The 24227-nt window shown below is 45.7% G+C and carries 21 protein-coding genes; 11 read left to right on the plus strand and 10 right to left on the minus strand.

Going from position 1 to position 24227, the window contains the following annotated elements; translation table 11 throughout:
- Nucleotides 1-18: 18 nt before the first annotated feature.
- From mfd to pdhA, 7 genes are all read right to left on the minus strand, one after another.
- Nucleotides 19-3372, minus strand: a complete 3354-nt coding sequence (mfd, locus tag BM202_RS09190) for a transcription-repair coupling factor (protein ID WP_093825251.1) — start codon at nt 3370-3372, stop codon at nt 19-21.
- A 104-nt stretch (nt 3373-3476) separates the two neighbouring features.
- Nucleotides 3477-4607 carry an ATP-binding protein gene (locus BM202_RS09195; protein WP_093825253.1) on the minus strand — a complete coding sequence of 377 codons (1131 nt, stop codon included), beginning with the start codon at nt 4605-4607 and terminating at the stop codon, nt 3477-3479.
- A gap of 89 nt (nt 4608-4696) precedes the next feature.
- Nucleotides 4697-5137 carry a barstar family protein gene (locus tag BM202_RS09200; protein ID WP_093825255.1) on the minus strand — a complete coding sequence of 147 codons (441 nt, stop codon included), beginning with the start codon at nt 5135-5137 and terminating at the stop codon, nt 4697-4699.
- Nucleotides 5138-5329: 192 nt separating this feature from the next.
- Nucleotides 5330-5626 (minus strand): muconolactone Delta-isomerase family protein, encoded by a 297-nt coding sequence (locus BM202_RS09205; RefSeq protein WP_093825256.1) that lies wholly within the window; start codon nt 5624-5626, stop codon nt 5330-5332.
- 11 nt (nt 5627-5637) lie between these two features.
- Complete coding sequence (locus tag BM202_RS09210) at nt 5638-6288, minus strand: alpha/beta hydrolase (RefSeq protein ID WP_093825258.1); 651 nt, start codon at nt 6286-6288, stop codon at nt 5638-5640.
- 96 nt (nt 6289-6384) lie between these two features.
- Nucleotides 6385-7323 carry a ring-cleaving dioxygenase gene (locus BM202_RS09215; RefSeq protein ID WP_093825260.1) on the minus strand — a complete coding sequence of 313 codons (939 nt, stop codon included), beginning with the start codon at nt 7321-7323 and terminating at the stop codon, nt 6385-6387.
- 176 nt (nt 7324-7499) lie between these two features.
- Nucleotides 7500-8543: a pyruvate dehydrogenase (acetyl-transferring) E1 component subunit alpha gene (pdhA, locus tag BM202_RS09220; RefSeq protein WP_093825262.1), complete on the minus strand. Its 1044-nt coding sequence runs from the start codon at nt 8541-8543 to the stop codon at nt 7500-7502.
- A gap of 216 nt (nt 8544-8759) precedes the next feature.
- Between pdhA and recF the strand changes: the two genes are divergently transcribed.
- From recF to BM202_RS09265, 9 genes are all read left to right on the plus strand, one after another.
- Nucleotides 8760-9863 (plus strand): DNA replication/repair protein RecF, encoded by a 1104-nt coding sequence (gene recF / locus BM202_RS09225; protein WP_093825264.1) that lies wholly within the window; start codon nt 8760-8762, stop codon nt 9861-9863.
- A gap of 248 nt (nt 9864-10111) precedes the next feature.
- Nucleotides 10112-10744, plus strand: coding sequence for a TetR/AcrR family transcriptional regulator (locus tag BM202_RS09230; protein WP_093825266.1), 633 nt, complete (start codon nt 10112-10114; stop codon nt 10742-10744).
- Nucleotides 10731-12383 carry a TolC family protein gene (locus BM202_RS09235; RefSeq protein WP_093825268.1) on the plus strand — a complete coding sequence of 551 codons (1653 nt, stop codon included), beginning with the start codon at nt 10731-10733 and terminating at the stop codon, nt 12381-12383. The genes BM202_RS09230 and BM202_RS09235 overlap by 14 nt, the downstream gene beginning before the upstream one ends.
- An 86-nt stretch (nt 12384-12469) precedes the next feature.
- Nucleotides 12470-13597: an efflux RND transporter periplasmic adaptor subunit gene (locus BM202_RS09240; RefSeq protein WP_093826217.1), complete on the plus strand. Its 1128-nt coding sequence runs from the start codon at nt 12470-12472 to the stop codon at nt 13595-13597.
- A gap of 22 nt (nt 13598-13619) precedes the next feature.
- On the plus strand, nt 13620-17054 hold the full coding sequence (locus BM202_RS09245; protein ID WP_093825270.1) for an efflux RND transporter permease subunit: 3435 nt from the start codon (nt 13620-13622) through the stop codon (nt 17052-17054).
- A gap of 136 nt (nt 17055-17190) precedes the next feature.
- Nucleotides 17191-18486 carry a metallophosphoesterase gene (locus tag BM202_RS09250; protein WP_093825272.1) on the plus strand — a complete coding sequence of 432 codons (1296 nt, stop codon included), beginning with the start codon at nt 17191-17193 and terminating at the stop codon, nt 18484-18486.
- Between the two features lie 124 nt (nt 18487-18610).
- Nucleotides 18611-19489, plus strand: a complete 879-nt coding sequence (locus BM202_RS09255) for a dienelactone hydrolase family protein (RefSeq protein WP_093825274.1) — start codon at nt 18611-18613, stop codon at nt 19487-19489.
- A 150-nt stretch (nt 19490-19639) separates the two neighbouring features.
- Nucleotides 19640-20098 (plus strand): hypothetical protein, encoded by a 459-nt coding sequence (locus BM202_RS36635; protein WP_143100672.1) that lies wholly within the window; start codon nt 19640-19642, stop codon nt 20096-20098.
- Nucleotides 20099-20187: 89 nt separating this feature from the next.
- Entirely contained in the window at nt 20188-20508 is a 321-nt protein-coding gene (locus BM202_RS09265) for a hypothetical protein (RefSeq protein ID WP_093825279.1), read from the plus strand.
- An 83-nt stretch (nt 20509-20591) separates the two neighbouring features.
- Here the strand turns inward: BM202_RS09265 and BM202_RS09270 are convergent, their stop codons facing one another.
- Nucleotides 20592-21005, minus strand: a complete 414-nt coding sequence (locus BM202_RS09270; RefSeq protein WP_093825281.1) for a gamma-glutamylcyclotransferase family protein — start codon at nt 21003-21005, stop codon at nt 20592-20594.
- 80 nt (nt 21006-21085) lie between these two features.
- Here BM202_RS09270 and BM202_RS09275 point away from each other — a divergent pair, with 80 nt between their 5' ends.
- Both BM202_RS09275 and typA read left to right on the plus strand, forming a co-directional pair.
- Nucleotides 21086-21292 (plus strand): hypothetical protein, encoded by a 207-nt coding sequence (locus BM202_RS09275; RefSeq protein WP_093825283.1) that lies wholly within the window; start codon nt 21086-21088, stop codon nt 21290-21292.
- A 193-nt stretch (nt 21293-21485) separates the two neighbouring features.
- Nucleotides 21486-23300, plus strand: coding sequence for a translational GTPase TypA (gene typA / locus BM202_RS09280; protein ID WP_093825285.1), 1815 nt, complete (start codon nt 21486-21488; stop codon nt 23298-23300).
- A 63-nt stretch (nt 23301-23363) separates the two neighbouring features.
- Here typA and BM202_RS09285 read toward each other — a convergent pair whose 3' ends face one another.
- Together BM202_RS09285 and BM202_RS09290 are read right to left on the minus strand one after the other, a co-directional pair.
- Nucleotides 23364-23567 carry a hypothetical protein gene (locus BM202_RS09285; RefSeq protein ID WP_143100673.1) on the minus strand — a complete coding sequence of 68 codons (204 nt, stop codon included), beginning with the start codon at nt 23565-23567 and terminating at the stop codon, nt 23364-23366.
- A 69-nt stretch (nt 23568-23636) separates the two neighbouring features.
- Complete coding sequence (locus BM202_RS09290; protein WP_093825289.1) at nt 23637-24218, minus strand: hypothetical protein; 582 nt, start codon at nt 24216-24218, stop codon at nt 23637-23639.
- Nucleotides 24219-24227: the final 9 nt, after the last annotated feature.

Consider the following 24227-nt stretch of genomic DNA (forward strand, 5'->3'; position numbering starts at 1 on the left):
TAGGTGCAAAAATCGTAATTAATTCGTCAACGCCCCCATAATTTCATCTAATTGCTCAACAGAAATTACGTCGGTATGCGTAAATATGGGCCGTCCCTTCGATTCCTTTAATGAACACTTGGCTGGGTGGCGCTTGATATACTCAATTACCTTGCCAAATTGATCGGACTTGAAGAAGTCGTCGTTCCCGTTAGAAACGAAGATCCCTTTCAGGATATTATTCTTAAGCGTCAGTTTTTCAAGGTATAACTGCTCAGCTTTCCAGCGAACATTCACCATTTTGATCAGATTTTCGACCTCTTCCGGCATTGGTCCGAAACGGTCGAGTACTTCCTGGCGAAAAGCCTGCAACTCATCGTTATTCTGGAGGCTGTCCAGGCGAGTATATAACGCCAATCTCTCCGAAATATTCGATACGTAGCGTTCGGGGATAACAACCTGTAAATCTGTCTCAATCACCGTGTCTGGAAGAGACAGTTTTAAATCGCCGGGTTTGGTCTCAAACAGGTCTTTAAATTCGCTCTCACGCAGTTCCTGAACGGCCTCGTCGAGCACTTTATGGTACATCTCAAAGCCAAGATCATTTACAAATCCACTTTGTTCAGCACCAAGTAGATTTCCTGCCCCCCGAATATCAAGGTCGCGCATCGCGATTTTGAAGCCTTCTCCGAGGTCAGAAAAATCTTCGAGTGTCTGGAGTCGTTTACGAGCATCGGCCGTTAGCAGGGATAAAGCAGGGGTCAATAAATAGCAAAAGGCTTTCCGGTTCGACCGGCCTACCCTACCCCGCATCTGGTGCAGATCGGAGAGACCAAAATAATGTGCGTTGTTAATCAGGATTGTGTTTGCGTTGGGTATATCCAAACCTGATTCAATAATGTTGGTAGACACCAGTACGTCGTAATCGCCTTCAATAAAGCGCGTCATGATACGTTCCAGTCGTTCACCTTCCATCTGACCGTGCGCTACACCAATTCGTGCTTCTGGCACAAGGCGCAAAATTAGATTACCGATGGATTCTATATCGCTAACCCGGTTATGGACGAAGAAAACCTGCCCACCACGCCGAATTTCGCTGCTAACAGCATCGCGAATGGTCGCTTCGTTATATAAGTGGACTTCTGTTGTTACTGGCTGGCGATTTGGTGGGGGCGTAGCAATGACCGATAAGTCTCGTGCACCCATCAGGGAGAAGTGTAATGTTCTAGGAATAGGTGTAGCGGTCAGCGTTAATACGTCCACTTCCACGCGCATTTCCTTCAACCGGTCTTTGGTTTTTACCCCAAACTTTTGCTCTTCATCAATGACTAGTAACCCTAGATCTTTAAATTTTATGTCTTTGTTGACAATGCGGTGTGTCCCAATCAAGATACCAATTTCGCCCGATGCTACTCCTTTTAACGTTTCTTTGACCTGGTTTGCTGACCGAAACCGGTTGATGTAATCGATTTTTACCGGGAAATCGGCCATGCGCTCCGCAAATGTTTTGAAATGTTGCATGGCTAGAATGGTCGTTGGTACAAGCACTGCTACTTGCTTATTGTCCGTCACGGCCTTAAACGCTGCCCGGATAGCAATTTCAGTCTTACCAAAGCCCACATCGCCACATACGAGCCGATCCATTGGATGCGACTTTTCCATGTCATCCTTTACATCATTGGTCGCCTTAGCCTGATCGGGCGTATCTTCATATATAAATGAGGATTCAAGTTCAGCTTGCAGGAAACTATCGCGACTGTAAGCGTAACCTGGAGAGGTATGACGTTTGGCATAGAGTGCAATCAGTTCGCGGGCAATATCTTTTACCTGCTTTCGGATACGTGATTTTTTTTGCTCCCACTCCTGTGAGCCGAGCTTGCTCATGGTCGGTGGACCGCCTTCTTTGCCACTGTATTTAGCGATCTTATGCAAACTGTGGATACTGACCAGTAGAATGTCGTTATCGCGGTAGATGAGTCGTATGGCTTCCTGCTCATTTCCCGCGTGATCTACTTTTTCCAGACCCGCAAATCGGCCAATACCATAGTCTACATGCGTTACGTAGTCGCCAGGCTGAAGGGTTTTCAGCTCGCGTAGCGTCAGGGCTTTTGACTTGGAAAACTTGTCCTGAACACGGTATTTATAGTAACGATCGAAAATCTGATGATCCGTGAAACAGGCGATTTTCAATGCATCGTCCATAAACCCCTCCCGCAACCCGATGTTCATCGGGTGAAATTTGACAAATGGGTCGAGTTCTTCGAAAATCGTGCGGAGCCGGTCGAGTTGTTTGAAGGATTCAGCCGCAATAATATTAGTAAATCCTTTGGCCTGATTATCACCTAACGTATCGACCAGCCGCTTAAAATCCTTATTGAAAGATGGTTGCGGCTTGGAGCTATATTGCTGCCTTCCTTCGGTTTTGAAGTAAAATTTACGACCAAATTCCACCGTTCTGAACTGCTTGATATCGTTCAGAAACGACCGGCGGGTTTCGAAAAGCGCATTTGGATCTGACACAACTTGAATGCCCCCACTGTTTGCCAATACAGAGGCAAAGCTTTGTTCGGCTTTTTCGAAACACTTCTCTATAATCTCAAGTGTGAATTCCACATCTTTCGCCCAAATCGTGGTTGCCTCGGGCAAAAAACTGAAAAATGGCTCACGGGTTTCCTGCGTAAGTTTGGTCTGGATGTTGGGAATAATGTTGATAAACTCAACCGGGTCGGTCGAAAGCTGTGACTCCGGGTTAAATTTTCGAATGCTTTCCACTTCATCGTCGAACAGATCAATCCGAAATGGGAATTCACTGGCGAACGAAAAGACGTCAATGATTCCACCACGTACCGAAAATTGACCGGCTTCATAAACGAAGTCCGTCTTCTCAAACTCATACGTCTGGAGCAACTCCGACACGAAATGCGTATCAAGCTTCTCCCCTACCCGGATCGTCAACGTGTTTGCCTGCAACGACCGTTTATTGATAACCTTCTCCGAAAGTGCTTCAGGATACGTCACCATCAATAGGCCGTTCTTGGGTGCAGGGTTGAGTTTGTTAAGCACCTCGGCGCGCATTAACACGTTGGCATTCTCTACCTCTTCGTACTGATACGGCTTTTTGTAGGACATTGGAAACAACAACACCTCACGAGTAAGCAGGTTTTGCAAATCATTGAAGAAGTAAGAAGCTTCGTCCCGATCGGTCAATACGTAAAGGTGGTTGCCACCTACCAACTTAAAAATGGCTGAGGCAAGAACCGCATCCAGGCTTCCTGCCAATCCTTTAATTTGCAGTCGTTGAGGTTCAGAAGCTGGCGTTCTACTGAACGGTTCGGCCAGCAATTTTATAAAACTATCATCGGCATATAGGCCGAGCAATTCATCTGGTTTCAAGCGAATTCAGGTTGTATGTCAAATACGAAAAGCCGCTGGAAGAGCATTCCGGCGGCACGAAACGATAACAGCAGGTTTTGAAAATTTGTTGCTTTCTGCCCGACTTATTCGACTCCAATGAAATCAAAAAAATTGTCTTTCGTGATGATTGCGGTTTCGGCTGGATGATACGCTTCCCGAAACGCTTTGGGAAATCGGGCTTTGGTTTTAGCATCCCATTTGAATGCATAGGCGGCTAACGATTCACTGCGTTCTTCTACATAGCCGATCTCCTGTTGAGCGTGGGTTCGCCAGAAATACCGACCGATCTCCGTGTTTTGATATGTAGTAAATTTAAGGCGTTCATTGATCAGAAAGTTCTCCCACAAGGCTTCTGTGTCATTCCGATTTTCCATTGTATTGAACTGATTAATGACCGCGTTCCGTAGACCATTATCATAGAAATATAGCTTCCGGCTTTTTTTGAGTTCATTAGGAAGACTCCGACTGAACGAAGGCAGGTTGTGAATTATAAAAGCTTTTTCCAACAGATGAACGTACTTCTCTACTGTCTGATTATCCAGATCACATAGTTTTCCTAATTCATAATACGACACCTCTTTGCCCACCTGCCAAGCTATTGTCTGTACCAGCTTTTCTAATTTTTCTGGTTTCAAGACTCGCTCCCAGACCAAAATATCTTTGTACAATACATGCTCAGCCATTTGCCTGAGCCGACTAATTTCGTCACCTGGATTACTGACAATATCGGGGTAGTAGCCGAAAACCAGTCGGTGGTTTAACTGTCGTGTCTCCTCCAGCAGCCCATGATGATTGACCATTTCATTAAACGAAAGCGGAAATAAATTGAACTCCCATTTTCGACCAGTCAGTGGCTCACTGATTTTGTCGGCTATTGCAAACGACGTAGACCCAGTTGCAATCACTTTTACCTGTTTGAAGGTATCACTTATCAGTTTTAAGCACTGGCTAATATTTTCTATTCGTTGAGCTTCCTTGATGATTAGCGTATTTGCCTGGCCAATTAATGGTCGTAACCGTGCAGCCGTTATACCTTGTAACAAATCCCGTATGTCGGCATTGTCGCCATTCCACCACAAGACAGGTGGTTTGAAATTTGGTTCTAATTCGCTGATTAATGCACTCTTCCCTGTGCCACGAGGACCTAGTAGTATAATAGTTTTTGGTCCCGAGATGCGTTTTTGTATTTGTTCTTTACTGTCGCGTGAAATCATAAGAATTGCGATTCTATTCGCAATAATACTATTTATTGATGTGCTTTAATCGCAATTTTTATGATTTTTGATCGAATTTCTTCTGATTACTATATTTCTTCCAGTGATGCGTAATCTATATTAATCGTATCTAATAGTTGGCGAATACGTGGGCCATCTTCAAAAACAACTACTATTTCTTTTTTGTATTTCAACTCATCGTCCGTCCATTTCCAGTCCTCAGCGGATGCGTCCAGAATATTTAGTACGTTACTTACCTTGGCTGGATCACGTTCTTTGCTGACAAAATCATTCGTATTGGTGAAATACAGTACAATACGTTCATCTTCAATCCATTGTAAGTCATTTAGGGCGTCATTCAGTTCATCCAGGTTGAAGCCGAAATCAGGAATTTCAAGCAACTCAGCCATAATTTCATAGAACTGTCGTAACGTAGTTGCCTTTTTTCCATCGATGTGGGCGATAAAATCATTGGCGAAATGTTTTTCTAGCTCCCGTTCAGACTGGCAGATAAGAGTATTCGGTTTCATTCGTTTTTTTATAAAACTGTGAATACGATTATAACTATAAGAGCGTTCCACGTGGAACTGATAATCAGTCAGTTATAATCGTATGTAACCACTTAAATCCTGGTTACATAGGTGTTTTTGGATAGATTTCGCTCCCAAAAGTACAATTAATAGGCATAAAAAAATCCCCTGGTTAAGGGGATTTTTTCGAGTTCAATTCAATGAGAATAGAGGAATGCGAGCGGCAATCATGTTATGGAACATCAGCTCGGTAATAATGGGTGTCATATACTTGATGAGCGGAAATTCAGAAATTGATTCCATCACTTCTAATTCCGAATCGGCTTTGAAAATACACCACAGTTTTTGGCGGTCAATAGAAAGGGAATAAGATAGTAAAAATCCCTTTTCCATTAATTCTTCCACTTTGAGCCGTTGGGCTGGAATCCGATTTTCGAATCCTTCATCCATGACAGCGGGTAGGTCAAATTCAACCATATACTGACTCATAGGCATTGCTGTTAAGTAGTAGCCGGGCGTTGCTGGTCCCCGGCTATCAGCAAATTAACGATGTTTAGCTCATCTTCGTTAATTGTATGCGGAAAATTTGGATACAATTTTGCCGTTACGTCGGCACCCATTCGTCGAAAAACGTTCTCAGATTCTAAAACACGTTCTTTTGGAACATGCGAATCCTGGTCGCTACATCCCAGAAAAATAGGCGTGTTACTGAAGCTTCCTTCATAAGTACGTGGCGTTTCGGCTGGGCCAATTAACCCACCACTCAGTCCAAAAATTCCACCATAATCCATGGCGTTGCGGGCTACATATTCCAGCATCAGACAAGCTCCCTGTGAAAAACCAAGCCAGTAAATCTGAGGTAATTTGAAATTGAAATCGGCTTGTAACCGAGCTCGTAGGCTGGCCATAACATCCAAAGCTGACGATAAATAAGGTTCGTTTTCTGCCAAAGGGCGTAAGAAAGAATGCGGATACCACGTATTACTCTGGGCCTCAGGAGCGATAAACGCAAAGTCTTTATCCTGGATATATTTCGACAGAGACAGTATGTCACTTGCCGACCCGCCCCGTCCGTGAACCATAATCATTACTTTGGTTGCTTCTTCCAAAGGCTTACCGGCCGTGCGAATATTGTTTGGATTGTGTATCATAATAATATGTATAATTTACGGTATTCGGTTTACGGTGGGCTGACACACCCATTTGTACTCGTCAGCCTACTGTAAACCGAATACCGTAAACCAAGGTTATTTTACAATAATTTCTGGTAATTCGGCTTCAATCTTAGCCCGGCGAGGTTCATATTGTGGAGGCAATTTAAGCGCCATACCTAATTCCGAAAGGGGTTCATCAACTGTGAATCCTGGAGGATTCGTGGCAACTTCAAATAGAATTCCGCCTGGTTCGCGGAAGTAAATGCTGTTAAAATAATTACGATCCTGAACGGGTGTGACGTGATAACCTGCCACCTGCAATTGCTCCTGAATGACCAATTGCGTTTCATCGGAATCGGTAGAGAACGCTACGTGATGAACCGAACCGGCACCCTGTAATGCGTGAACATCTTTGGGGGAATGTAATACATCTACAAAATTACCAGGACCACCCTTCCCAGCTTTAAACCGGAAACGACCTTCCTCCTCCCCTACTAATGTATGCTGCATAGTTTCGGTTAAAAGTTTAACCGTTCGATCAGGATTTACTTCGTTTAACGTAACTGTGTGGAAACCTCGAACAGCGTACTCCACGGGAATTCTGCCATTGTCCCAACCCGAACGTTGATCATCATCGCTGAAGACGAGTTCGATACCCATACCGTCAAAATCTTCAAAGCGCAAATACGTTTCCGAAAAACGATTGTAAGGCCCAGCATACGGAACATTGCGTTCATGTAAGCGATCCATCCAAAAACTAAGCGCTGACTTAGGAGCAGAAAACGCTGTGTAAGTCAGTTGCCCAACGCCTTTACGTCCGCGAGGCAATTTACCGTAAGGAAAGAACGTCAGAATCGTACCAGGCGAACCGGTTTCATTGCCATAATAAAGATGGTACACATCCGGCGCGTCGAAGTTCACCGTTTTCTTAACCAACCGCAGACCAAGAATATCTGTGTAATAATCAACGTTACGTTGTGTATCGCCAGCCAAGGTAGTAACGTGATGAAGGCCATTTATGAGCGTTTCCATAAGTTTGAAATAAGCTAAAGGATGAAAATGTTCTAATTAAAAATAATATGTCTTTACATTTAATGTATATACATTAAATTCGAAAAAACAGTTCAATAAAAAAAGTCCGAGTTGAACAACTCGGACTTTTTCAATCGACCCAAATCTAACAGAGGGCAGATGATATAAAAAGGATATTACTCCGTGAGGAACGGATAGTCCTTCTGCATGTAAACATCTTTAAATGCTTCTTCTGGATCAGGATAAGGAGACTCTTCGGCAAACTTAACAGCCTCATCGACGATACCTTTTATTTTTTGGTCAATAGCGGCTAGATCATCTTCAGTAGCCATACCCAGCTCAAGGATCTTGTGTTTAATATTCTCAATAGGATCACGCTGTTTATATTCTTCAACCTCATCTTTCGAGCGATACTTCTGCGGATCAGACATAGAATGTCCACGATAGCGATACGTACGGAACTCCAGAAAGGTTGGTCCTTCACCAGCCCGGGCGCGTTCGGCAGCCCGACTAACTGACTCATAAACTGCTTCAACACTCATGGCGTCTACAGGCTCGGAAGGCATATCATACGCTTCGGCAAGTGTATACAAATCTGTTACGTTCGATGTGCGAGCAACCGACGTACCCATGGCATAACCGTTGTTTTCCACAACGAAAATGACGGGGAGTTTCCAGAGCATAGCCATATTGAACGCTTCGTGAAGGGCACCCTGTCGAACAGCGCCGTCTCCCATGAACGTGATGCAAAGGTTACCCGTCTTGTTATATTTCTCCGAGAAAGCAATCCCTGCGCCCATTGGAATCTGAGCACCAACGATGCCGTGTCCGCCCACGAAATTGACCGACTTATCGAAGATGTGCATCGAGCCGCCTTTCCCTTTAGACGAACCGGTTTGTTTGGCAAACAACTCGGCCATGATTGCATTTGGACTGGAGCCAAGCGCGAGTGGAATACCATGATCGCGATAGGCGGTGATCCATTTGTCATCTTTAGTCAGCGCCGAGTATGAACCCGATGAACAGGCTTCCTGACCGATATAAAGGTGACAGAATCCCCGGATTTTCTGTTGACCGTAGAGTTGACCAGCTTTCTCTTCAAATTTCCGCTGCAACTGCATCGACTCATACCAGTACATATACCGTTCTTTCGGATGCACCGTTTTTTCGGCTTTCATTGCCTTTCCGTTTTGTTTGGTTTTCTCTTTGACGCTTGCCATGAGGAATGAAGTTCGATAAAATCAATAATCGCTGTCTGGCAGCCAACCGCAGGAGCACTGGGTTACCAGCGTGGTGCCAACTGGTTCGGCAGGCTGTTTCTACTAACAAACCGACCGTATCTTTGTTGCCAATATCAGTTGATCATTCCGATTAGTAATCTAGAGTATCAATTGACTGCCGCGAAATTACGCATTATCGCGTTATGCGCTATACCTATGTACCTCGAAAAACTAAGCCTGACCAATTTTAAGAACTATGAAGATGGCCGGTACACCTTTGGGCAACAGGTAAACGTGATTGTTGGCCCTAATGGAAGTGGTAAAACCAATTTGCTGGATGCCATTTATTTTTTGGCCCTGAGTAAAAGCGCTTTTCAGAGCCAGGATGCCCTGAGTATTCTGCATGACGCCGACTATTTCATTATTGATGGCATTTTCGAAGAACATGACGATCGTAAAGTACAGATAACGATTAGTTTACAACGAGGTCAGCGGAAAGTATTGATGGCCGATAAAAAACCCTACGAACGTATCAGTGAGCACATCGGCCGATTTCCTGTGGTACTGGTTGCCCCGAATGATACGGATCTGGTACGGGAGCACAGCGAAGACCGGCGGCACTTTTTCGATGGTGTACTCTCTCAACTCGATGCAGACTACCTGCGTAATTACCTGATGTATCAGCAGATAATGAAACAACGTAACAGCCTGCTTAAACTTTTTGCGGAACGCAGTCAGGTAGATAATGATCTGCTTGATACCTATGATGAACCCCTGCTGGACCTGGGAAAAAAGATTCACGACCGCCGTCGGCGGTTTGTAGAGGAGTTTCTTCCCAGTTTTCGAGCGCATTACGCCTACCTGAGCGATGAACGGGAAGAGGTAACAATAGTATACGAGTCCGAAGTAAGCAATCCGGCCTTTGCTGATGAATTCCGCCATTTCCGACGGCGCGACACAGTCCTGCAACGAACAACGATGGGTATTCATAAAGATGACTACTCCTTTATGATAGATTCTGGCAATGGCCAGCCTGTGCTACTTAAAAAGTTCGGATCACAGGGTCAGCAGAAAACATTCGTAATCGCCCTGAAGCTAGCTCAGTTCGATGCGTTGCAAGCTGAAAAAGGAATCAAACCACTGCTCCTGCTGGATGATATCTTCGATAAATTAGACGACAAACGTATCGGAAAACTGATCCAGCGAATGGATGAGGGTGCTTTTGGCCAGCTTTTCATAACCGACGCCCGTCCGGAGCGTACCCGTGAACTACTTAACCAGGTAGAGGCAGATGTACGGTTTTTCGAAATAGGTGGCTAAATAGCTGGTCTTGTAGAATAGAAATTTAGTAAGTGGTATGGTCCCTTTGGTTGGTAACTAGTATCTTAGTAAGGCTTAATCTTTGCTACGTCCTACCTTTTAGAGCCCGGCGATTTAGAAATTCGTCGGGCTTTTCCGCTGTTTCACGCCATTAATTAGGCCGTTCATCATTTAATACAAAAAGGAAATGGAAACCAAGAACTATATTTGAGTTTCCTAAGTTCACACTCCAAACGTTCTAATATATAATGAAGGAGAGGATCTTAGAAGAGACCGAGCGATTGTTCTGGAAATATGGGGTGCGATCAGTAACGATGGAGGAAATCGCCAAACAACTGGGTATATCAAAGAAAACGATCTATCAACATTTCACAGATAAAGAACAAATCTTATACGAGGTACTTCAGGACAAGATAGGCAAACATCAGTCGGAAATGGCTTGTGCCGTTGTGGAGACAACAAACCCGGTTGAGGAAATAATGAATGTGCTGAATATGATGCATAAAAATGCAGATCAGATTAGTCCAAATTTACTGATTGATATTAAGCGCTATTATCCACAGGCATTTGTCTTATTTCGCAAATTCAAGGAAGAGCACATTATGCGGTCTATTCTTGAAAATATAAAAAAAGGTGTTGATCAAGGTCTGTATCGCGCCGATATAAACCCCGATATTTTGGCCCGCCTACGAGTCGAGCAGATTGAATTAGCCTTCGATAATGACATTTTCCCGACGGATCAGTATACCATGCATGATATTCAATATGAATTGATGCATCATTTCATTAGAGGTATGCTAACCGATAAAGGTTTCACCATTTACAATCAGTATGTTCACCTTAAGAATGAGTTCAATCTTCCTCTTTATGAAAAAAAATAGTTTACGTTTGATTGCTGTTCTTTGTTTATCGACTAGTTGGCTTAGGGTAGCTGCACAAGTACCTACGCAACCGTCTGTTGGTCAACAACCTACAGGAGCGATTGGCAGTGGCCAGCAACCTGGTGCACAGCAGCCAGCTGCAACAGGCGTTATTGTAGCACAGCCTGGGGTGGCACCTGGAACGGGAGTTTCCGTACCCGGACAACCGAACAATAATGCAACGGGCACTACTCCGTCATTGGACCCGGCTACCGGACCTGTAAACCTTCAGCCTAGCGTTATTTCGACCTTTAATTCAGGTTTAGGACTTGCTCCAACGGGACTTACGCCTTCAGGTCGGCCAGCCAACGGAAAAGGATTTACGTTACAGGAAGCGATTGAGTTCGCTATACAGAAAAACGTTAACGTACGTAATGGTCAGCTGGATGCTGTAAGTTCTGAAGCGCGTATTCGGGAGATCAAATCATCGGCGCTGCCTCAAGTGACCTTTAGTGGTTCATTGACGGATAACGTTATTATTCAAAAAGCATTTTTACCCGCTAATACGTTCGACCCAACCGCACCGGCTGATCTTTCTATACCCGTAAAGTTTGGCGTTAATTACTCAGCCAACGGAAGCGTCAATTTGAATCAGGTAATATATAGCGCCAGTCTAAACGTTGGATTGCGGGCAGCCGCTACGTATCGTGAACTGGCTCAACGAAATCTACAGGGCACCAAAGTAACCGTGGCTGAACAGGTAGCCAAAGCGTATTATGGGGTGTTGGTGGCAGTGGAGCGGGCAAAGCTACTCGATTACAACATTACTCGACTCGATACATCGCTTAATGAAACGAGAGAGCTGAATAAGCAGGGATTTGTTGAAAAATTAGACGTTCAGCGCCTGGAAGTACAGGCTAACAACTTGCGGGCTGAGCGTCAGAACGTACAGAACCTGATTGAATTAAGCTATACCCTGCTGAAGTTTCAGATGGGTTTGGGAGTTAATGATGAAATTACCCTGTCAGAGCAGTTGCAGGATAGAACGGTTGACGACTTAAGACCACTCGTATCGGCAGATCCTACATTTCAATACCAAAGCAGGATCGAATACTCAACGCTGGAAACGCAGATAAAGCTGGCCGAGCAGGATATCGAATTGACGCAGAAAGGATATTACCCGTCTCTGTCCGGATTTGCTAATTACGGGTATAATAGCGGACGTAATGGATTTGGTCAGCTCATCACGGCTCCCTGGCTTAACTTTGCCACCGTGGGTTTGAGTTTGCAGGTACCCATTTTCGATGGTTTTCTAAAGCGCAGCCAAATTGAGCAGAAGCGCATTACCTTACAAAAAGCCCAGAATAGTGGCGAACTGCTACGTAATTCGATTGACCTGCAAATCCGGCAGGCGAGTATCACACTGAACAACGGCCTGCAGACCCTGCAAACACAGCAACGTAATCGTGATCTGGCGCAGGAAATTGTACGCGTAACGCGGGTGAAATACAAAGAAGGGGTTGGATCAAGTATCGAAGTTCTGAACGCCGAGGCATCGCTTCGGGAAGCTCAGACCAATTATTTCGGTTCCTTATATGATTTCCTGATTGCGAAAGTTGATCAGGACCGATCGCTCGGCCGACTCTACGTGGGAAATTAGTCCTCGATTTTTTGCTATTCTGTTCCTAAATGAATTTTAAGATTCCTCTGGCAAAAGCAGAGATTAAAACATTCAAAACATATACAATGAAACCATACTACGCAATTGCCCTGGTGAGCCTGCTGGCTGCTTGTTCCGGGGAGAAAAAAACGGGTGTTGAGGGTAAACGTAATGAACTTGCTGAGTTGAAGACGCAGGAAGCTGAACTAACCGCAAAGATAAAAGCACTGGAAGCGGATTTGAAAAAACTCGATCCGACCAAGAAAGAAGAAGCTCGTACAAAAGATGTACAGGTGGCTCCCCTAACGATCAGTACGTTCCGGCACTTTGTAGAATTACAGGGTACGATCGATGCTAAAAACAACGTACAGGTGTCGCCTAAATCGGGTGGAGTTGTCACGGCGGTTTATGTGAAAGAAGGTGATTATGTAAAAGCTGGACAACGTATTGCTCAGGTCGACGATCAACTTTTGCGGGAGTCGGTGTCTGAAGTGAAGACGCAACTTTCCCTGGCGAATACAGTGTTCGAAAAGCAGGAGGCTTTATGGAAACAGCAAATTGGCACTGAGATTCAGTATCTACAGGCAAAGAATAACAAAGAGTCTTTGGAACGTCGGATGTCGACGCTCAATGCCCAGATAGGTCAGTCGACCGTAACGGCTCCCATCGCGGGCGTTGTGGATCAGGTTAATGTGAAGATTGGTCAATCGGCGGCACCCGGTATGGGTTTGGTGCGGGTTGTTAATCTGTCGCAACTGAAAGTGGTTGCCAAAGTAGCGGATTCGTATGCGGGCAGTGTTCGAAAAGGCGACGCGATAACGGTTGAGTTTCCTGATCTGCAAAGGACGCTAAACTCACACATATCGTTTGTGGCCACAACGGTCGATCCACTTAGCCGGACATTTACCATTGAAGCTCCGCTGCCATCGGATAACGCACTGAAACCTAATATGCTGGCCAGAATTAAAATTAACGACCGTACGCTGGCAAAAGCCATTGTTATCAATCAGAATTTGATTCAGAGTACGGAGAATGGCCAATTGGTATACGTAGCGGTTAACGAAGGTGGCAAGAAAATAGCCAAGGCAAAAACCGTGAAAACGGGTCAGTCCTATGGTGGGAAAGTCGCCATCACGGAGGGTTTGCAAGCAGGTGATCAGATAGTCACGGCCGGCTATCAGGATTTGGTGGATGGCCAACCCATTAGTTTTTAGTTGAACTCTAACCTTCTTCACCATGAAATTTGAACATTATAAAACGTTAGGGTTCACCAACTGGTGCGTTGAGAACCGTACGGCGATTTACATCTTCACATTCCTGATTTCGATTGGTGGGTTATTTGTATACAATAACCTGCCGAGGGAACAATTTCCAGACGTTAAGATTCCTCAGGTATACATCAATACGGTGTATGTGGGGACGGCACCCGCCGACATCGAAAATACGATCAACAAGCAGATTGAGAAGCAATTGAAGTCCATCTCGGGCGTCAAACGCATTAAATCGAATGCCTTGCAGGACGTATCTGTTATTCTGGTCGAATTCAATCCTGACGTGCAATCGGCTGAAGCCTTGCAACGCGTTCGGGATGCTATCGACAAAGCACGACCAGACTTACCTGATGAGCTGGATTCAGGGCCAACGGCGCAGGACGTTGACATTTCCGAGTTGCCGATCATGAACATCAATATGGCTGGCAATTTCTCGCTGAAACAACTGAAAGAGTATGCCGAGGATTTACAGGACGTCATCGAAGGCATGCCCGAAATTCGGCGTGTTGACATTATTGGGGCACTCGAACGCGAAATCCAAATCAATGTCGATCTGCCAAGAATGCAGTCGGCAGGTCTGGCATTTAGCGATATTCAGCAAGCTATTCAAAGCGAAAATATCAACGTGTCGGGTGGTGACCTGAACGTTGATGGTGTTCGTCGGACGGTACGGGTAAAGGGCGAGTTTACGGACGTTACGCAGCTTCAGAACCTTCAGATACGTACTGCCACGGGCGCAACGGTTCGGCTCGACGAAATTGCGCAGGTACGCGATAATTTCGAAGAACAGCAGGATTTTGCCCGCTTGAATAACAAATCGGTTGTAACCCTGAACGTAATCAAACGGGCTGGAGCCAACCTGATTTCGGCCGCCGACCGCATCGAACAAACAATCGAAGAATATAAAGAGACACGGTTCCCTCAGGGCCTGGAAGTCAAAGTTACGGCCGACCAGTCGGAACGTACCCGCGATAATGTCAATGACCTGATCAATACGGTTGTACTGGGCTTCATCTTCGTAGTATTGATTCTAATGTTCTTTATGGGCGTCCGCGACGCCATTTTCGTTGGCTTATCAGTACCCTTGTCGGCTTTGGTGGCATTTATTCTGATGCCGGTTCTGGGACCCGCCATCGGTACGCCGTTTACGCTGAATATCATGGTGTTGTTTGCGTTCCTGCTGGGCTTGGGTCTGGTGGTCGATGATGCCATTGTGGTTATTGAAAACTCCCACCGGCTGTTCAACGATAATAAAGACTGGGATATCAAGCAGGCAGTTAAGGCGGCTGCGGGTGAAGTATTTGCCCCCGTAGTGTCGGGTACTCTGACAACAATTGCGCCGTTCTTCCCGCTCCTATTCTGGCCGGGTATTGTCGGGGAGTTTATGAAATTCCTGCCGATAACCCTCATCCTAACCTTGTTCTCGTCGTTGTTTGTTGCTTACGTGATTAACCCTGTTTTTGCCGTTACGTTCATGAAACGGCATGAAGACGATAATCACCCAGACAAACAAAGCTTTGACGAGATTAAACGGCCTTTGATCATTATGGCTGTGCTGGCCGGTATCGGTTATGTGATTGATCGGGGTATTGGTAATCTGTTTGTGTTATTCATTATTCTATACGCATTCAATCATTACATCCTGACGCCAAAATTGATCGTCCCCTTTCAGCATCGAGTACTGCCTGCCCTCAAACACGGCTATCGTCGATTAATTTCATGGGTATTGACGGGATGGCGTCCTGTATTTGCTATTGTGATTGCTTTTGCCTCATTGGTAGTAACATTTATCGTCGTTGGTATTGCCAAACCTAAGGTGATCTTCTTTCCTAGTGGTGAACCGGATTATATTTACGTATACAACGTAATGCCAGTTGGCACCGATGCCCGTGTAACGGATTCTGTGACGAAGGTGATTGAGAAACGGGTGTTCAAAGTGCTTGAAGAAAACAAGGCTACAGACATTGTCAACTCGGTTATCTCGAACGTAGGTAAGAACGCTGGCGATCCGCAAAATCCCGACCGGTCAGCCACACCGCAAAAGTCGAAAGTAACCATAGCCTTCAAGGGAAACCAGGAGCGACATGGACTTTCGACCGACTCGTTACTGGTCAAGGTACGGGTAGCGTTACGTGGTTTGCCCGGCAGCGAAATTTCGGTAGAGCGCGAATCGAATGGGCCGCCAACGGGTAAGGCAATTGCCATTGAAATTGGCGGTGAAGAATTTGACGAACTGAAAAAGTTAGAAACACAGGTTCGGCAAAAAATCAGCCAGGCAGGTATTCAGGGAATTGACCAGTTAAAGTCAGATCTGATTACGAACAAGCCCGAAATCGTGATCGATATTGATCGCGATAAAGCCGAACGCGAAGGTATTTCGTCGGGGCAGGTTGCTCTGGCTATTCGAACTGCTCTGTTTGGTCAGGAAGTATCGAAATTCCGCGATGCGAAAGATGAGTACCCGATTATGGTTCGCCTGAAGCCCGACGACCGAAGTCAAATGGAAAAGCTGCTGAGTCTGAATGTCGTTTACCGTGATATGGTACTGGGTGGTCAACTACGGCAGGTTCCTATTACGTCGGTTACGAACATTAGCTATTCAACGACTTTCAGCCAGATTAATCGTAAGAATCAGGAACGGCTCGTTACACTTAGTTCCGACGTAGTGACGGGCTTCAATGCCAATGAGATTGTAGCTCAGATCGAGCAAGCCATTAAAGATATCGACGTACCAAACGGGTACACCGTTAAGATGGGTGGTGAGCAGGAAGACCAGCAGGAGTCAGTAAACTTCCTGATTATGGCGTTCGGTATTGCGATGATGCTCATTTACCTGATTATGGCTACACAGTTTAACTCAGTGGTGAAGCCGCTGATTATTTTCGTAACCATTCTGTTCTCACTCATTGGGGTGCTGCTTGGGTTTGTCATTGCCGGCAAAACGTTTTCGGTCATCATGTCGGGTATTGGTATTATATCCCTGGCCGGTATCGTGGTGAAAAACGGGATTCTGCTGATTGAATTCATTGAGGAGTTACGTGGGCGAAATATTCCCTTGCGTGAAGCTATCATTGAAGCGGGCGGCATTCGCCTGACACCCGTACTACTAACCGCTTCGGCGGCCGTGTTAGGGCTTATTCCGCTGGCCTTCGGTATCACAGTAGACTTTGTGGGTCTTTTCCGCGACTTCGATCCGCATATCGTTGTGGGTGGTGATAGTTCGGTATTCTGGAACATCCTGGCCTGGACAATCATCTTTGGCCTGACATTCTCGACCGTACTGACGCTCGTAATTGTTCCCTGTATGTACTGGATCAATGAGCGCATCCGCATGAAATGGTTCGGCAAGGTTGACCCCGCGCTGGAACCTAAAGAGGAGATGGAAGAGGAGTTAGCATAGGAATTAATCGATAATTGAAAAAAAGGGTAATCAAGGTGTCTGGTGGATACCTGATTACCCTTTTCTTTTGCTAACTTTTTGCGCAATACCTCTGTTATCCAGTCTCCTTATTTTCTACCCCGATAAATTACTGAAGATGAATCGTACCGCCTTATTTTTTATACTTCCCGCTATCCTGCTCCTGATTGACTGGTATGTATTTCAGGCCGTTAAAACGCTCAGTCGATCCGCTACCGAAAGTACGCAACGTATCATTGCTATTACTTTTTGGGGGTTTACGGCGGTGTCTTTGCTATTATACATCGTAATGCAGTTTCTGCCTCCCGATTCCATTAGTCGTCAGGTACGAACTTTCCTTTGGGCGGCCATTGCTATTCCCTATTTCTCCAAGGTTTTTGCAATACTGATTATTTTCATTGACGATCTGGGACGGTTTTTTCGCTGGATTGTCTCCCTGTTCTATAAACCCGAAGTTCGTGAAGCCGTTGAAGATACAACCCGCCAAACGATTCCGTCTGCCGGCCCAGTCCCAAATGATGCGATCTCCCGTTCGGATTTTCTGATGAAAACGGCGCTGGTTGTGGGAGCTGTGCCACTGGTTGGTTTCACGTGGGGGATTCTGTCTGGAGCGCATGATTACCGGATCAGACGTATAAAACTTCCCTTAAAAAATCTGCCATCGGGCTTCGACGGTATGACCATTGCTCAGATTTCCGACATTCATTCGGGCAGCTTTTTCAATAAAACGGCCGTGCGTGGTGGCGTCGACCTGCTCTTGAAGCAAAAGCCCGACATGGTTTTTTTTACCGGCGATCTGGTTAACAGCCATGCCGAGGAAGTGAATAGCTACATTGATGTTTTCAATAAAGTAAAGGCGCCAATGGGTGTTTATTCGACCCTTGGCAATCACGATTACGGCAAATATGTCCAGTGGCCCAGCGCCCAGGCCGAACGACAAAACGTAATGAACGTAGTGGCCGCCCATAAACAAATGGGCTGGAACATTATGCTGGATGAAAATAAGATTTTGGAACAGAGTGGCGATAAAATTGCGCTGATTGGTGTACAAAATCTTGGTTTTGGTCCGGCAGCACTACGGGCGGGTAATCTGGCAAAAGCATACAAAGGCACTGAAGAATATCCAATTAAGCTCCTTCTTTCACATGACCCCACGCACTGGGATGCGGAAGTTCGCCCAAAATACAGCGATATCGACGTAACATTCAGCGGCCATACGCACGGGGCACAATTTGGCGTCGAAATTGGCGACAAAAAATGGAGCCCGGCTCAGTATTTCTACAAACAATGGGCAGGTTTGTATCAGGACGGGGATCAACGGCTCTACGTTAACCGGGGTTATGGCTACATTGGCTATCCGGGTCGGGTGGGCATTCTGCCGGAGATTACAATTTTTGAGTTAGTGAAGGCCTGACCCATTATAGTTTATAAAATCAAAATTGGGTAAGTTGTGTGCCAATCGCATCCGCTTACCCAATTGTCGTTTAACTAATTCCTTCATCAGTCAGTTACTCTAATCAACTACTAAACACGTATTTATGAAAACCATATTCATTACCGGACTTTCCTTTTTTATGTCATTGCTGTCTTACCTGAATCCGAAGTCAGCACAAACTGCCGAAACCACTATTCCGCTTTGCCACGTACCGTCCAAATCGTTAGCTGGTAATGATATGTCGGCAATGGCGGCTGATCCCGCTTTTCAGCGTTTACACGTGGCTCCCCTCCCCTTCACGTACGCTGGTGCAGGCGAGATGGTTAAATTTTCAACGTCTGATGGGCAATCGGCCAGTGGTTTTTTGCTGAAGGCGAAGCAGCCATCAAACAAATGGCTGCTGGTTTATCAGGAATGGTGGGGCCTGAATGACAACATCAAACAGCAGGCCGAAACGTTTTACAATGATCTAAAAGACGTGAACGTACTAGCGGTTGACATGTATGATGGTAAAGTCGCTACTGAACCTGCTGAAGCGGGTAAACTAATGCAGGGAGCTAGCAAAGATCGACTTGCGAATATTCAGAAGGGGGCTATTGCATTCGCAGGTCCGAAAGCCGAGTTTGCCAGCGTTGGCTGGTGCTTTGGCGGCATGCTTTCGCTCCAGTCAGCGCTGATGGAAGGTCAAAAGGCAAAAGGATGCGTTATGTATTATGGCCGTCCGGAACAGGACGTAGAGAAGCTGAAGGCGCTCAATACGGACGTACTTGGTATTTTCGGCAGCCAGGATAAAGGCATCACGCCCGAGACGGTAAAAACTTTCGAGGAAAATATGCAAAAGGCTGGCAAAAAAGTAACCGTAAAAATGTACGATGCCGGCCATGGATTTGCAAATCCAAGCAATCCGGTTTACAACAAAGAAGCATCTGCTGATGCGTATAAGCTGGCACTGGCTTACCTGAAGGAGAAGCTGAGCGCGTAAGTTTTATCCTTAGATAACCTATTAAAAGCCTGACTACTGTTTAGTGGTCAGGCTTTTAATTAAACTTTAACGGCTTTCTCCACGTTTTAATTAAACGAAACGGGCTCGATTAAGTCTAACAAACAAATCGAGTGCAAACCCGCTACGAAAATGAAAACGATAAAATGGAGTGGAGTTCTGGCTGGCCTTTTGTTGGGTGTGGCTACAGTTAGCTTCGGACAAGTTTACGGACCTGGCCAGGCTTCTCCGAACGGAAATGGCTACAATCAGCCTTACCCAAACGGCAATGGGTATGGCCAGAATTATCCAAATCCGAATTATCCAAATGGGTACAATAATGGTTATAACCAGAGCTATCCGAACGGATATGGACAAGCTTATCCAAACACTTACGGCTATGATCAATATGGATATCCTATTCAACCACCGGTGGTAGTCGTGCCTCCAAGGATAGTAATTGCTCCACCGCCAGTGTTTGTAGGGCCTCCAGTAATAATTCGGCCTTATGTAAATTATGGCTATGGTCGCGGTGGATACGGTGGTGTTTACCGGGGTGGTTATGGTGGAGGCCGTGGTGGTTACGGTGGTCGTGGTGGCCACCGCTGGTAAACGAAAATTTGGGTTAACTGGATATCAATCAGGTTCATTGAACCAAATGACAGGTGAAGAGTTCAACAAATAAATGCTGAAATAAGACTATGAAAACGATAAAACTTATGCCTTTTCTCGCGGCTGGTTTACTAGTCGTTCTGATGGCAAGCTGTGGTCCCGCTTATGTAAATACGGGCTATGGTAATAACGGCTACTACGGGGCTAGACCCTATTATGGTTACGGATACGGCTATCGTCCGTATGGATATTATCGCCCACCTGTCGTTGTGAGACCACAGGTCGTTCGCCCACGGTATTACTCACCAGGCCCTCGAAATTATGGGGGTAGCCCAAATGCTCGTGGTGGCTTTGGAGGTTCTCGTGGTGGTTATAACGGTGGCGGTGGACGTTCGCGCGGCCCAAGATAAATAAGTAAAGTTGGTTAAGTAACTAAGATACCGGTTCTAAAAGGAGCCGGTATTTTCTTGTTTAGAAGGCCATGCTATGGGTGTTATAAGCCCAGAAAAGCAACATAATCGCCGGAAGAAATAAGCTGTTTTCCTGTTACTGTTAGGCTATACAGATAGACCCAGCAGTCCACAATGCTATCGCCGGAAGAAACTTCAATAACCGTCCGTACGTACTCATGAGGCTTCTCAAATGCTTCACCAATGCCTTCATAATTATCCAGATACGCTAATAAAAGTTGCTTATTAACGCTGATATTATAGACTGACCCGTAGACAGTTGCCGTGCTTTCTGGCTGATAAATGGCACCCGGATAGCTTCCTAGATTAAATAACTGACCCGGAAATTTTCCATCACCAACGTATCGACTATGCTGATGCAGATGCTGGGCATATGGATTTGTGAAAGGCGGCCTGAGGGTACCATACACGAAGAGCAAGTCAGAATCTGTAGCCATTACGTATCAAAAATAGTTTTTTGTTACTCTGTGGGACTAACAACGCGATTTGTGCGTTAAGAAGAAAACAGGGGTTTATTATGAAAAAGACGAAAGTATTTCTACTGATTGCTGCATCGCTGGTATTGGTTGACGTACCCTTGGAAACAATGGCCGCTACTAATACACATACAACTGAAATTACGGCCATCGGGCGCAAGCGAAAAGGGTATAAACCGAAGCGGGGTGGTCTGTTCAATACGGGTCTTTTTCGTAAGAAAAATCCCTGCGGTTGCCCAAATCATTAAGCAATTGTTAAGAAATTGTATTTATATCAGACTCAGGCCCTTATATGGGCCTTTTTCGTTTTATTAGTTGTAAAAAACTGTGTTTTTGCGTAAAATTTCGTACCTTTGCGGTTTGAAAAATATGGCGGTAACAGACTCTGGCTGTTACAACTCAACCAACTTTTAACAACCAGAGACGTAATGCCAAATTTGTATGCAATCAATTCGCAATATAGCAATCATCGCCCACGTTGACCACGGCAAAACAACACTGGTCGACAAAATTATTCACGCATCGAAGCTCTTTCGGGACAATCAGGAATTTGGCGACCTGATTTTGGACAGCAACGATCTGGAACGCGAGCGGGGTATTACCATTGTCTCGAAAAACGTATCGGTACGTTACAAGGACATTAAAATCAACATTATCGACACACCGGGCCACAGTGACTTCGGTGGTGAGGTAGAGCGTGTGCTGAAAATGGCTGATGGTGTTTGTCTGTTGGTCGATGCTTTTGAAGGAGCCATGCCACAAACTCGCTTTGTGTTGGGCAAAGCACTGCAACTGGGTCTCAAACCAATTGTTATTGTAAACAAGGTTGACAAAGAAAACTGCCGCCCTGATGAAGTGCATGAGCAGGTTTTCGACCTGATGTTCAACCTGGGTGCTACCGAAGATCAGTTGGATTTTCCGACTGTTTATGGCTCCTCGAAACAAGGTTGGATGGGACCGGATTGGAAAACACCAACCGACAACATTACCTACCTGCTTGATACCATTGTAGCAACGATTCCTCCGGCTCCTATGACCGAAGGAGCGCCACAAATGCAGATCACTTCGCTTGACTATTCAGCCTTCGTTGGTCGGATTGCCATTGGACGTGTGCATCGTGGTACCTTGAAAGAAGGGGCTAACATGGCGCTTATCAAGTCGGATGGGTCAGTGAAAAAAGTGAAAATCAAAGAACTTCAATCGTTTGAAGGTCTTGGTAAAGTTAAAGTGACCGAAGTTGCCTGTGGTGATATATGTGCTGTTACGGGTCTCGAAGAATTCGAAATCGGTGATACGCTAACGGATATTGAAAACCCAGAAGCACTGCCACGAATTTCGGTGGATGAGCCAACAATGAACATGCTGTTCACGATCAACAATTCGCCTTTCTATGGTAAAGAAGGTAAGTTTGTGACATCGCGTCATCTGCGGGAAAGGCTGTACAAAGAAATTGAGAAAAACCTGGCCTTGCGCGTAGAAGCTACGGACAGTGAAGATCGCTTCCTGGTCTACGGTCGGGGTATTCTTCACTTGTCGGTTCTGATTGAAACCATGCGTCGTGAAGGTTACGAGCTACAGGTGGGTCAGCCGCAAGTGCTTTATAAAGAAGACGATAAGGGCCACAAACTGGAACCGATCGAAACACTGGTTGTAGACGTACCGGAAGAAACAGCCGGAAAGGTAATTGAATTGGCTACCCAGCGTAAAGGTGAGTTGCTGATTATGGAACCTAAAGGCGACTTGCAACACCTTGAGTTTGAGATTCCATCGCGTGGTTTGATCGGTCTGCGCTCTAACGTCCTAACCGCCACGTTCGGTGAGGCTGTAATGAGCCACCGCTTTAAAGAATACCAGGAATTTAAAGGTCCAATCCCGGAACGAATCAACGGTTCGCTGATTTCAATGACCAGCGGTCAGGCTACGGCCTACTCGATTGACAAACTTCAGGATCGTGGTTCGTTCTTTGTTGAGCCAGGTGATGAGATCTACACGGGTCAGGTTATTGGTGAACATAACCGCCAGAACGACATCGTTGTAAACGTACAAACGGCGAAACAATTGACGAACATGCGGGCTTCGGGTTCGGATACGAACGTTCGGATTGCTCCAAAAATCTCGTTCTCATTGGAAGAGTCGATGGAATATATCCAGAAAGATGAATACTTAGAAGTGACGCCTAAGTCGATGCGGATTCGTAAGATCTATCTGGACGAAAACGAGCGGAAACGGAATCAGAACAAATTCGTTATGGCTTAATACGTAGTGATCAACCTATAACAAAAATGCCCACTGCTTAGCAGTGGGCATTTTTGTTTCTTTTCAAAACTTACCGTCTAGGAAAACTTTCGTTGGTAGAGAGGCAAAAACAGCGAGTGTTTTCTGCGATGGCTGTGTTGTTGGCGTCGCGGGTGTTTCGAGAACTGCCGCATTCTGAGCGGCTGTGTAAGCAGCGTGGCGATGGACATGATAGTAACCCGCCACAAAGAGTGAGATACCACTGACTGATAGTGCCAATTTTTTCATAATAACTTGAGTATAGTGCATGGGTGGTGTGATAACCCTGTTGACAACGGGAGTTATCTCTAAATTGTTTTAAAAAGCTACCCCTATTCGAAAACAAATCCGGTTATAAATTCGATGCTCGTCACGCTGAATGTCGTTTCCAGTAAGTGGTTTCTGAACATCGGCTGTCTGACGTTTATAGGACAACGATAAGACAAAAGCGGAGGCTGAAGGTTTACCAACCCGCAACGCAATACCCGGATTTATCATCCAGCCGCCCTTTACGTCATACCCTGATGACGCTTTATGCAGCCAGGCAAACCCGTAGCCCGCATCGGCGATGGCCAGCAAACGAACGTTCCGTTGTGAATCACGCGCTAAGTCGAACCGAAGCCCGGCGCCCAGGGGTGTTAATAAAGCCGCTTTATACCAGTCAACGCTTACCAGACCACCTACCGCTAAACGATTGGTCAGTTGAACACCGTTGAACGTTTGCGCCGTAAAACTAACGCGATTTTCAACCAGTTGCGCGGTTGATGTCCCAGAGGCAACCCGTCCGAATAAGCCGCCCAATTCTGTATAATTGACGTAACGTAGTTGCTGAGAGAACGATTGAGCGTGGGTATTCTGGCAGACTAAGGCCATCAGGCAACCTATTAAAAGTCGTTTCATAACCCGATG

Source organism: Spirosoma endophyticum, from assembly GCF_900112365.1.
Lineage (GTDB): Bacteria > Bacteroidota > Bacteroidia > Cytophagales > Spirosomataceae > Spirosoma > Spirosoma endophyticum.

What these genes read in the sequence shown, in the direction of transcription:
- BM202_RS09195 (WP_093825253.1), bottom strand. Translation starts at nt 4,607, where the DNA reads ATGATTTCACGCGACAGTAAAGAACAAATACAAAAACGCATCTCGGGA.
- BM202_RS09200 (WP_093825255.1), bottom strand. Translation starts at nt 5,137, where the DNA reads ATGAAACCGAATACTCTTATCTGCCAGTCTGAACGGGAGCTAGAAAAA.
- BM202_RS09205 (WP_093825256.1), bottom strand. Translation starts at nt 5,626, where the DNA reads ATGAGTCAGTATATGGTTGAATTTGACCTACCCGCTGTCATGGATGAA.
- BM202_RS09210 (WP_093825258.1), bottom strand. Translation starts at nt 6,288, where the DNA reads ATGATACACAATCCAAACAATATTCGCACGGCCGGTAAGCCTTTGGAA.
- BM202_RS09215 (WP_093825260.1), bottom strand. Translation starts at nt 7,323, where the DNA reads ATGGAAACGCTCATAAATGGCCTTCATCACGTTACTACCTTGGCTGGC.
- pdhA (WP_093825262.1), bottom strand. Translation starts at nt 8,543, where the DNA reads ATGGCAAGCGTCAAAGAGAAAACCAAACAAAACGGAAAGGCAATGAAA.
- recF (WP_093825264.1), top strand. Translation starts at nt 8,760, where the DNA reads ATGTACCTCGAAAAACTAAGCCTGACCAATTTTAAGAACTATGAAGAT.
- BM202_RS09230 (WP_093825266.1), top strand. Translation starts at nt 10,112, where the DNA reads ATGAAGGAGAGGATCTTAGAAGAGACCGAGCGATTGTTCTGGAAATAT.
- BM202_RS09235 (WP_093825268.1), top strand. Translation starts at nt 10,731, where the DNA reads ATGAAAAAAAATAGTTTACGTTTGATTGCTGTTCTTTGTTTATCGACT.
- BM202_RS09240 (WP_093826217.1), top strand. Translation starts at nt 12,470, where the DNA reads ATGAAACCATACTACGCAATTGCCCTGGTGAGCCTGCTGGCTGCTTGT.
- BM202_RS09245 (WP_093825270.1), top strand. Translation starts at nt 13,620, where the DNA reads ATGAAATTTGAACATTATAAAACGTTAGGGTTCACCAACTGGTGCGTT.
- BM202_RS09250 (WP_093825272.1), top strand. Translation starts at nt 17,191, where the DNA reads ATGAATCGTACCGCCTTATTTTTTATACTTCCCGCTATCCTGCTCCTG.
- BM202_RS09255 (WP_093825274.1), top strand. Translation starts at nt 18,611, where the DNA reads ATGAAAACCATATTCATTACCGGACTTTCCTTTTTTATGTCATTGCTG.
- BM202_RS36635 (WP_143100672.1), top strand. Translation starts at nt 19,640, where the DNA reads ATGAAAACGATAAAATGGAGTGGAGTTCTGGCTGGCCTTTTGTTGGGT.
- BM202_RS09265 (WP_093825279.1), top strand. Translation starts at nt 20,188, where the DNA reads ATGAAAACGATAAAACTTATGCCTTTTCTCGCGGCTGGTTTACTAGTC.
- BM202_RS09270 (WP_093825281.1), bottom strand. Translation starts at nt 21,005, where the DNA reads ATGGCTACAGATTCTGACTTGCTCTTCGTGTATGGTACCCTCAGGCCG.
- BM202_RS09275 (WP_093825283.1), top strand. Translation starts at nt 21,086, where the DNA reads ATGAAAAAGACGAAAGTATTTCTACTGATTGCTGCATCGCTGGTATTG.
- typA (WP_093825285.1), top strand. Translation starts at nt 21,486, where the DNA reads ATGCAATCAATTCGCAATATAGCAATCATCGCCCACGTTGACCACGGC.
- BM202_RS09285 (WP_143100673.1), bottom strand. Translation starts at nt 23,567, where the DNA reads ATGAAAAAATTGGCACTATCAGTCAGTGGTATCTCACTCTTTGTGGCG.
- BM202_RS09290 (WP_093825289.1), bottom strand. Translation starts at nt 24,218, where the DNA reads ATGAAACGACTTTTAATAGGTTGCCTGATGGCCTTAGTCTGCCAGAAT.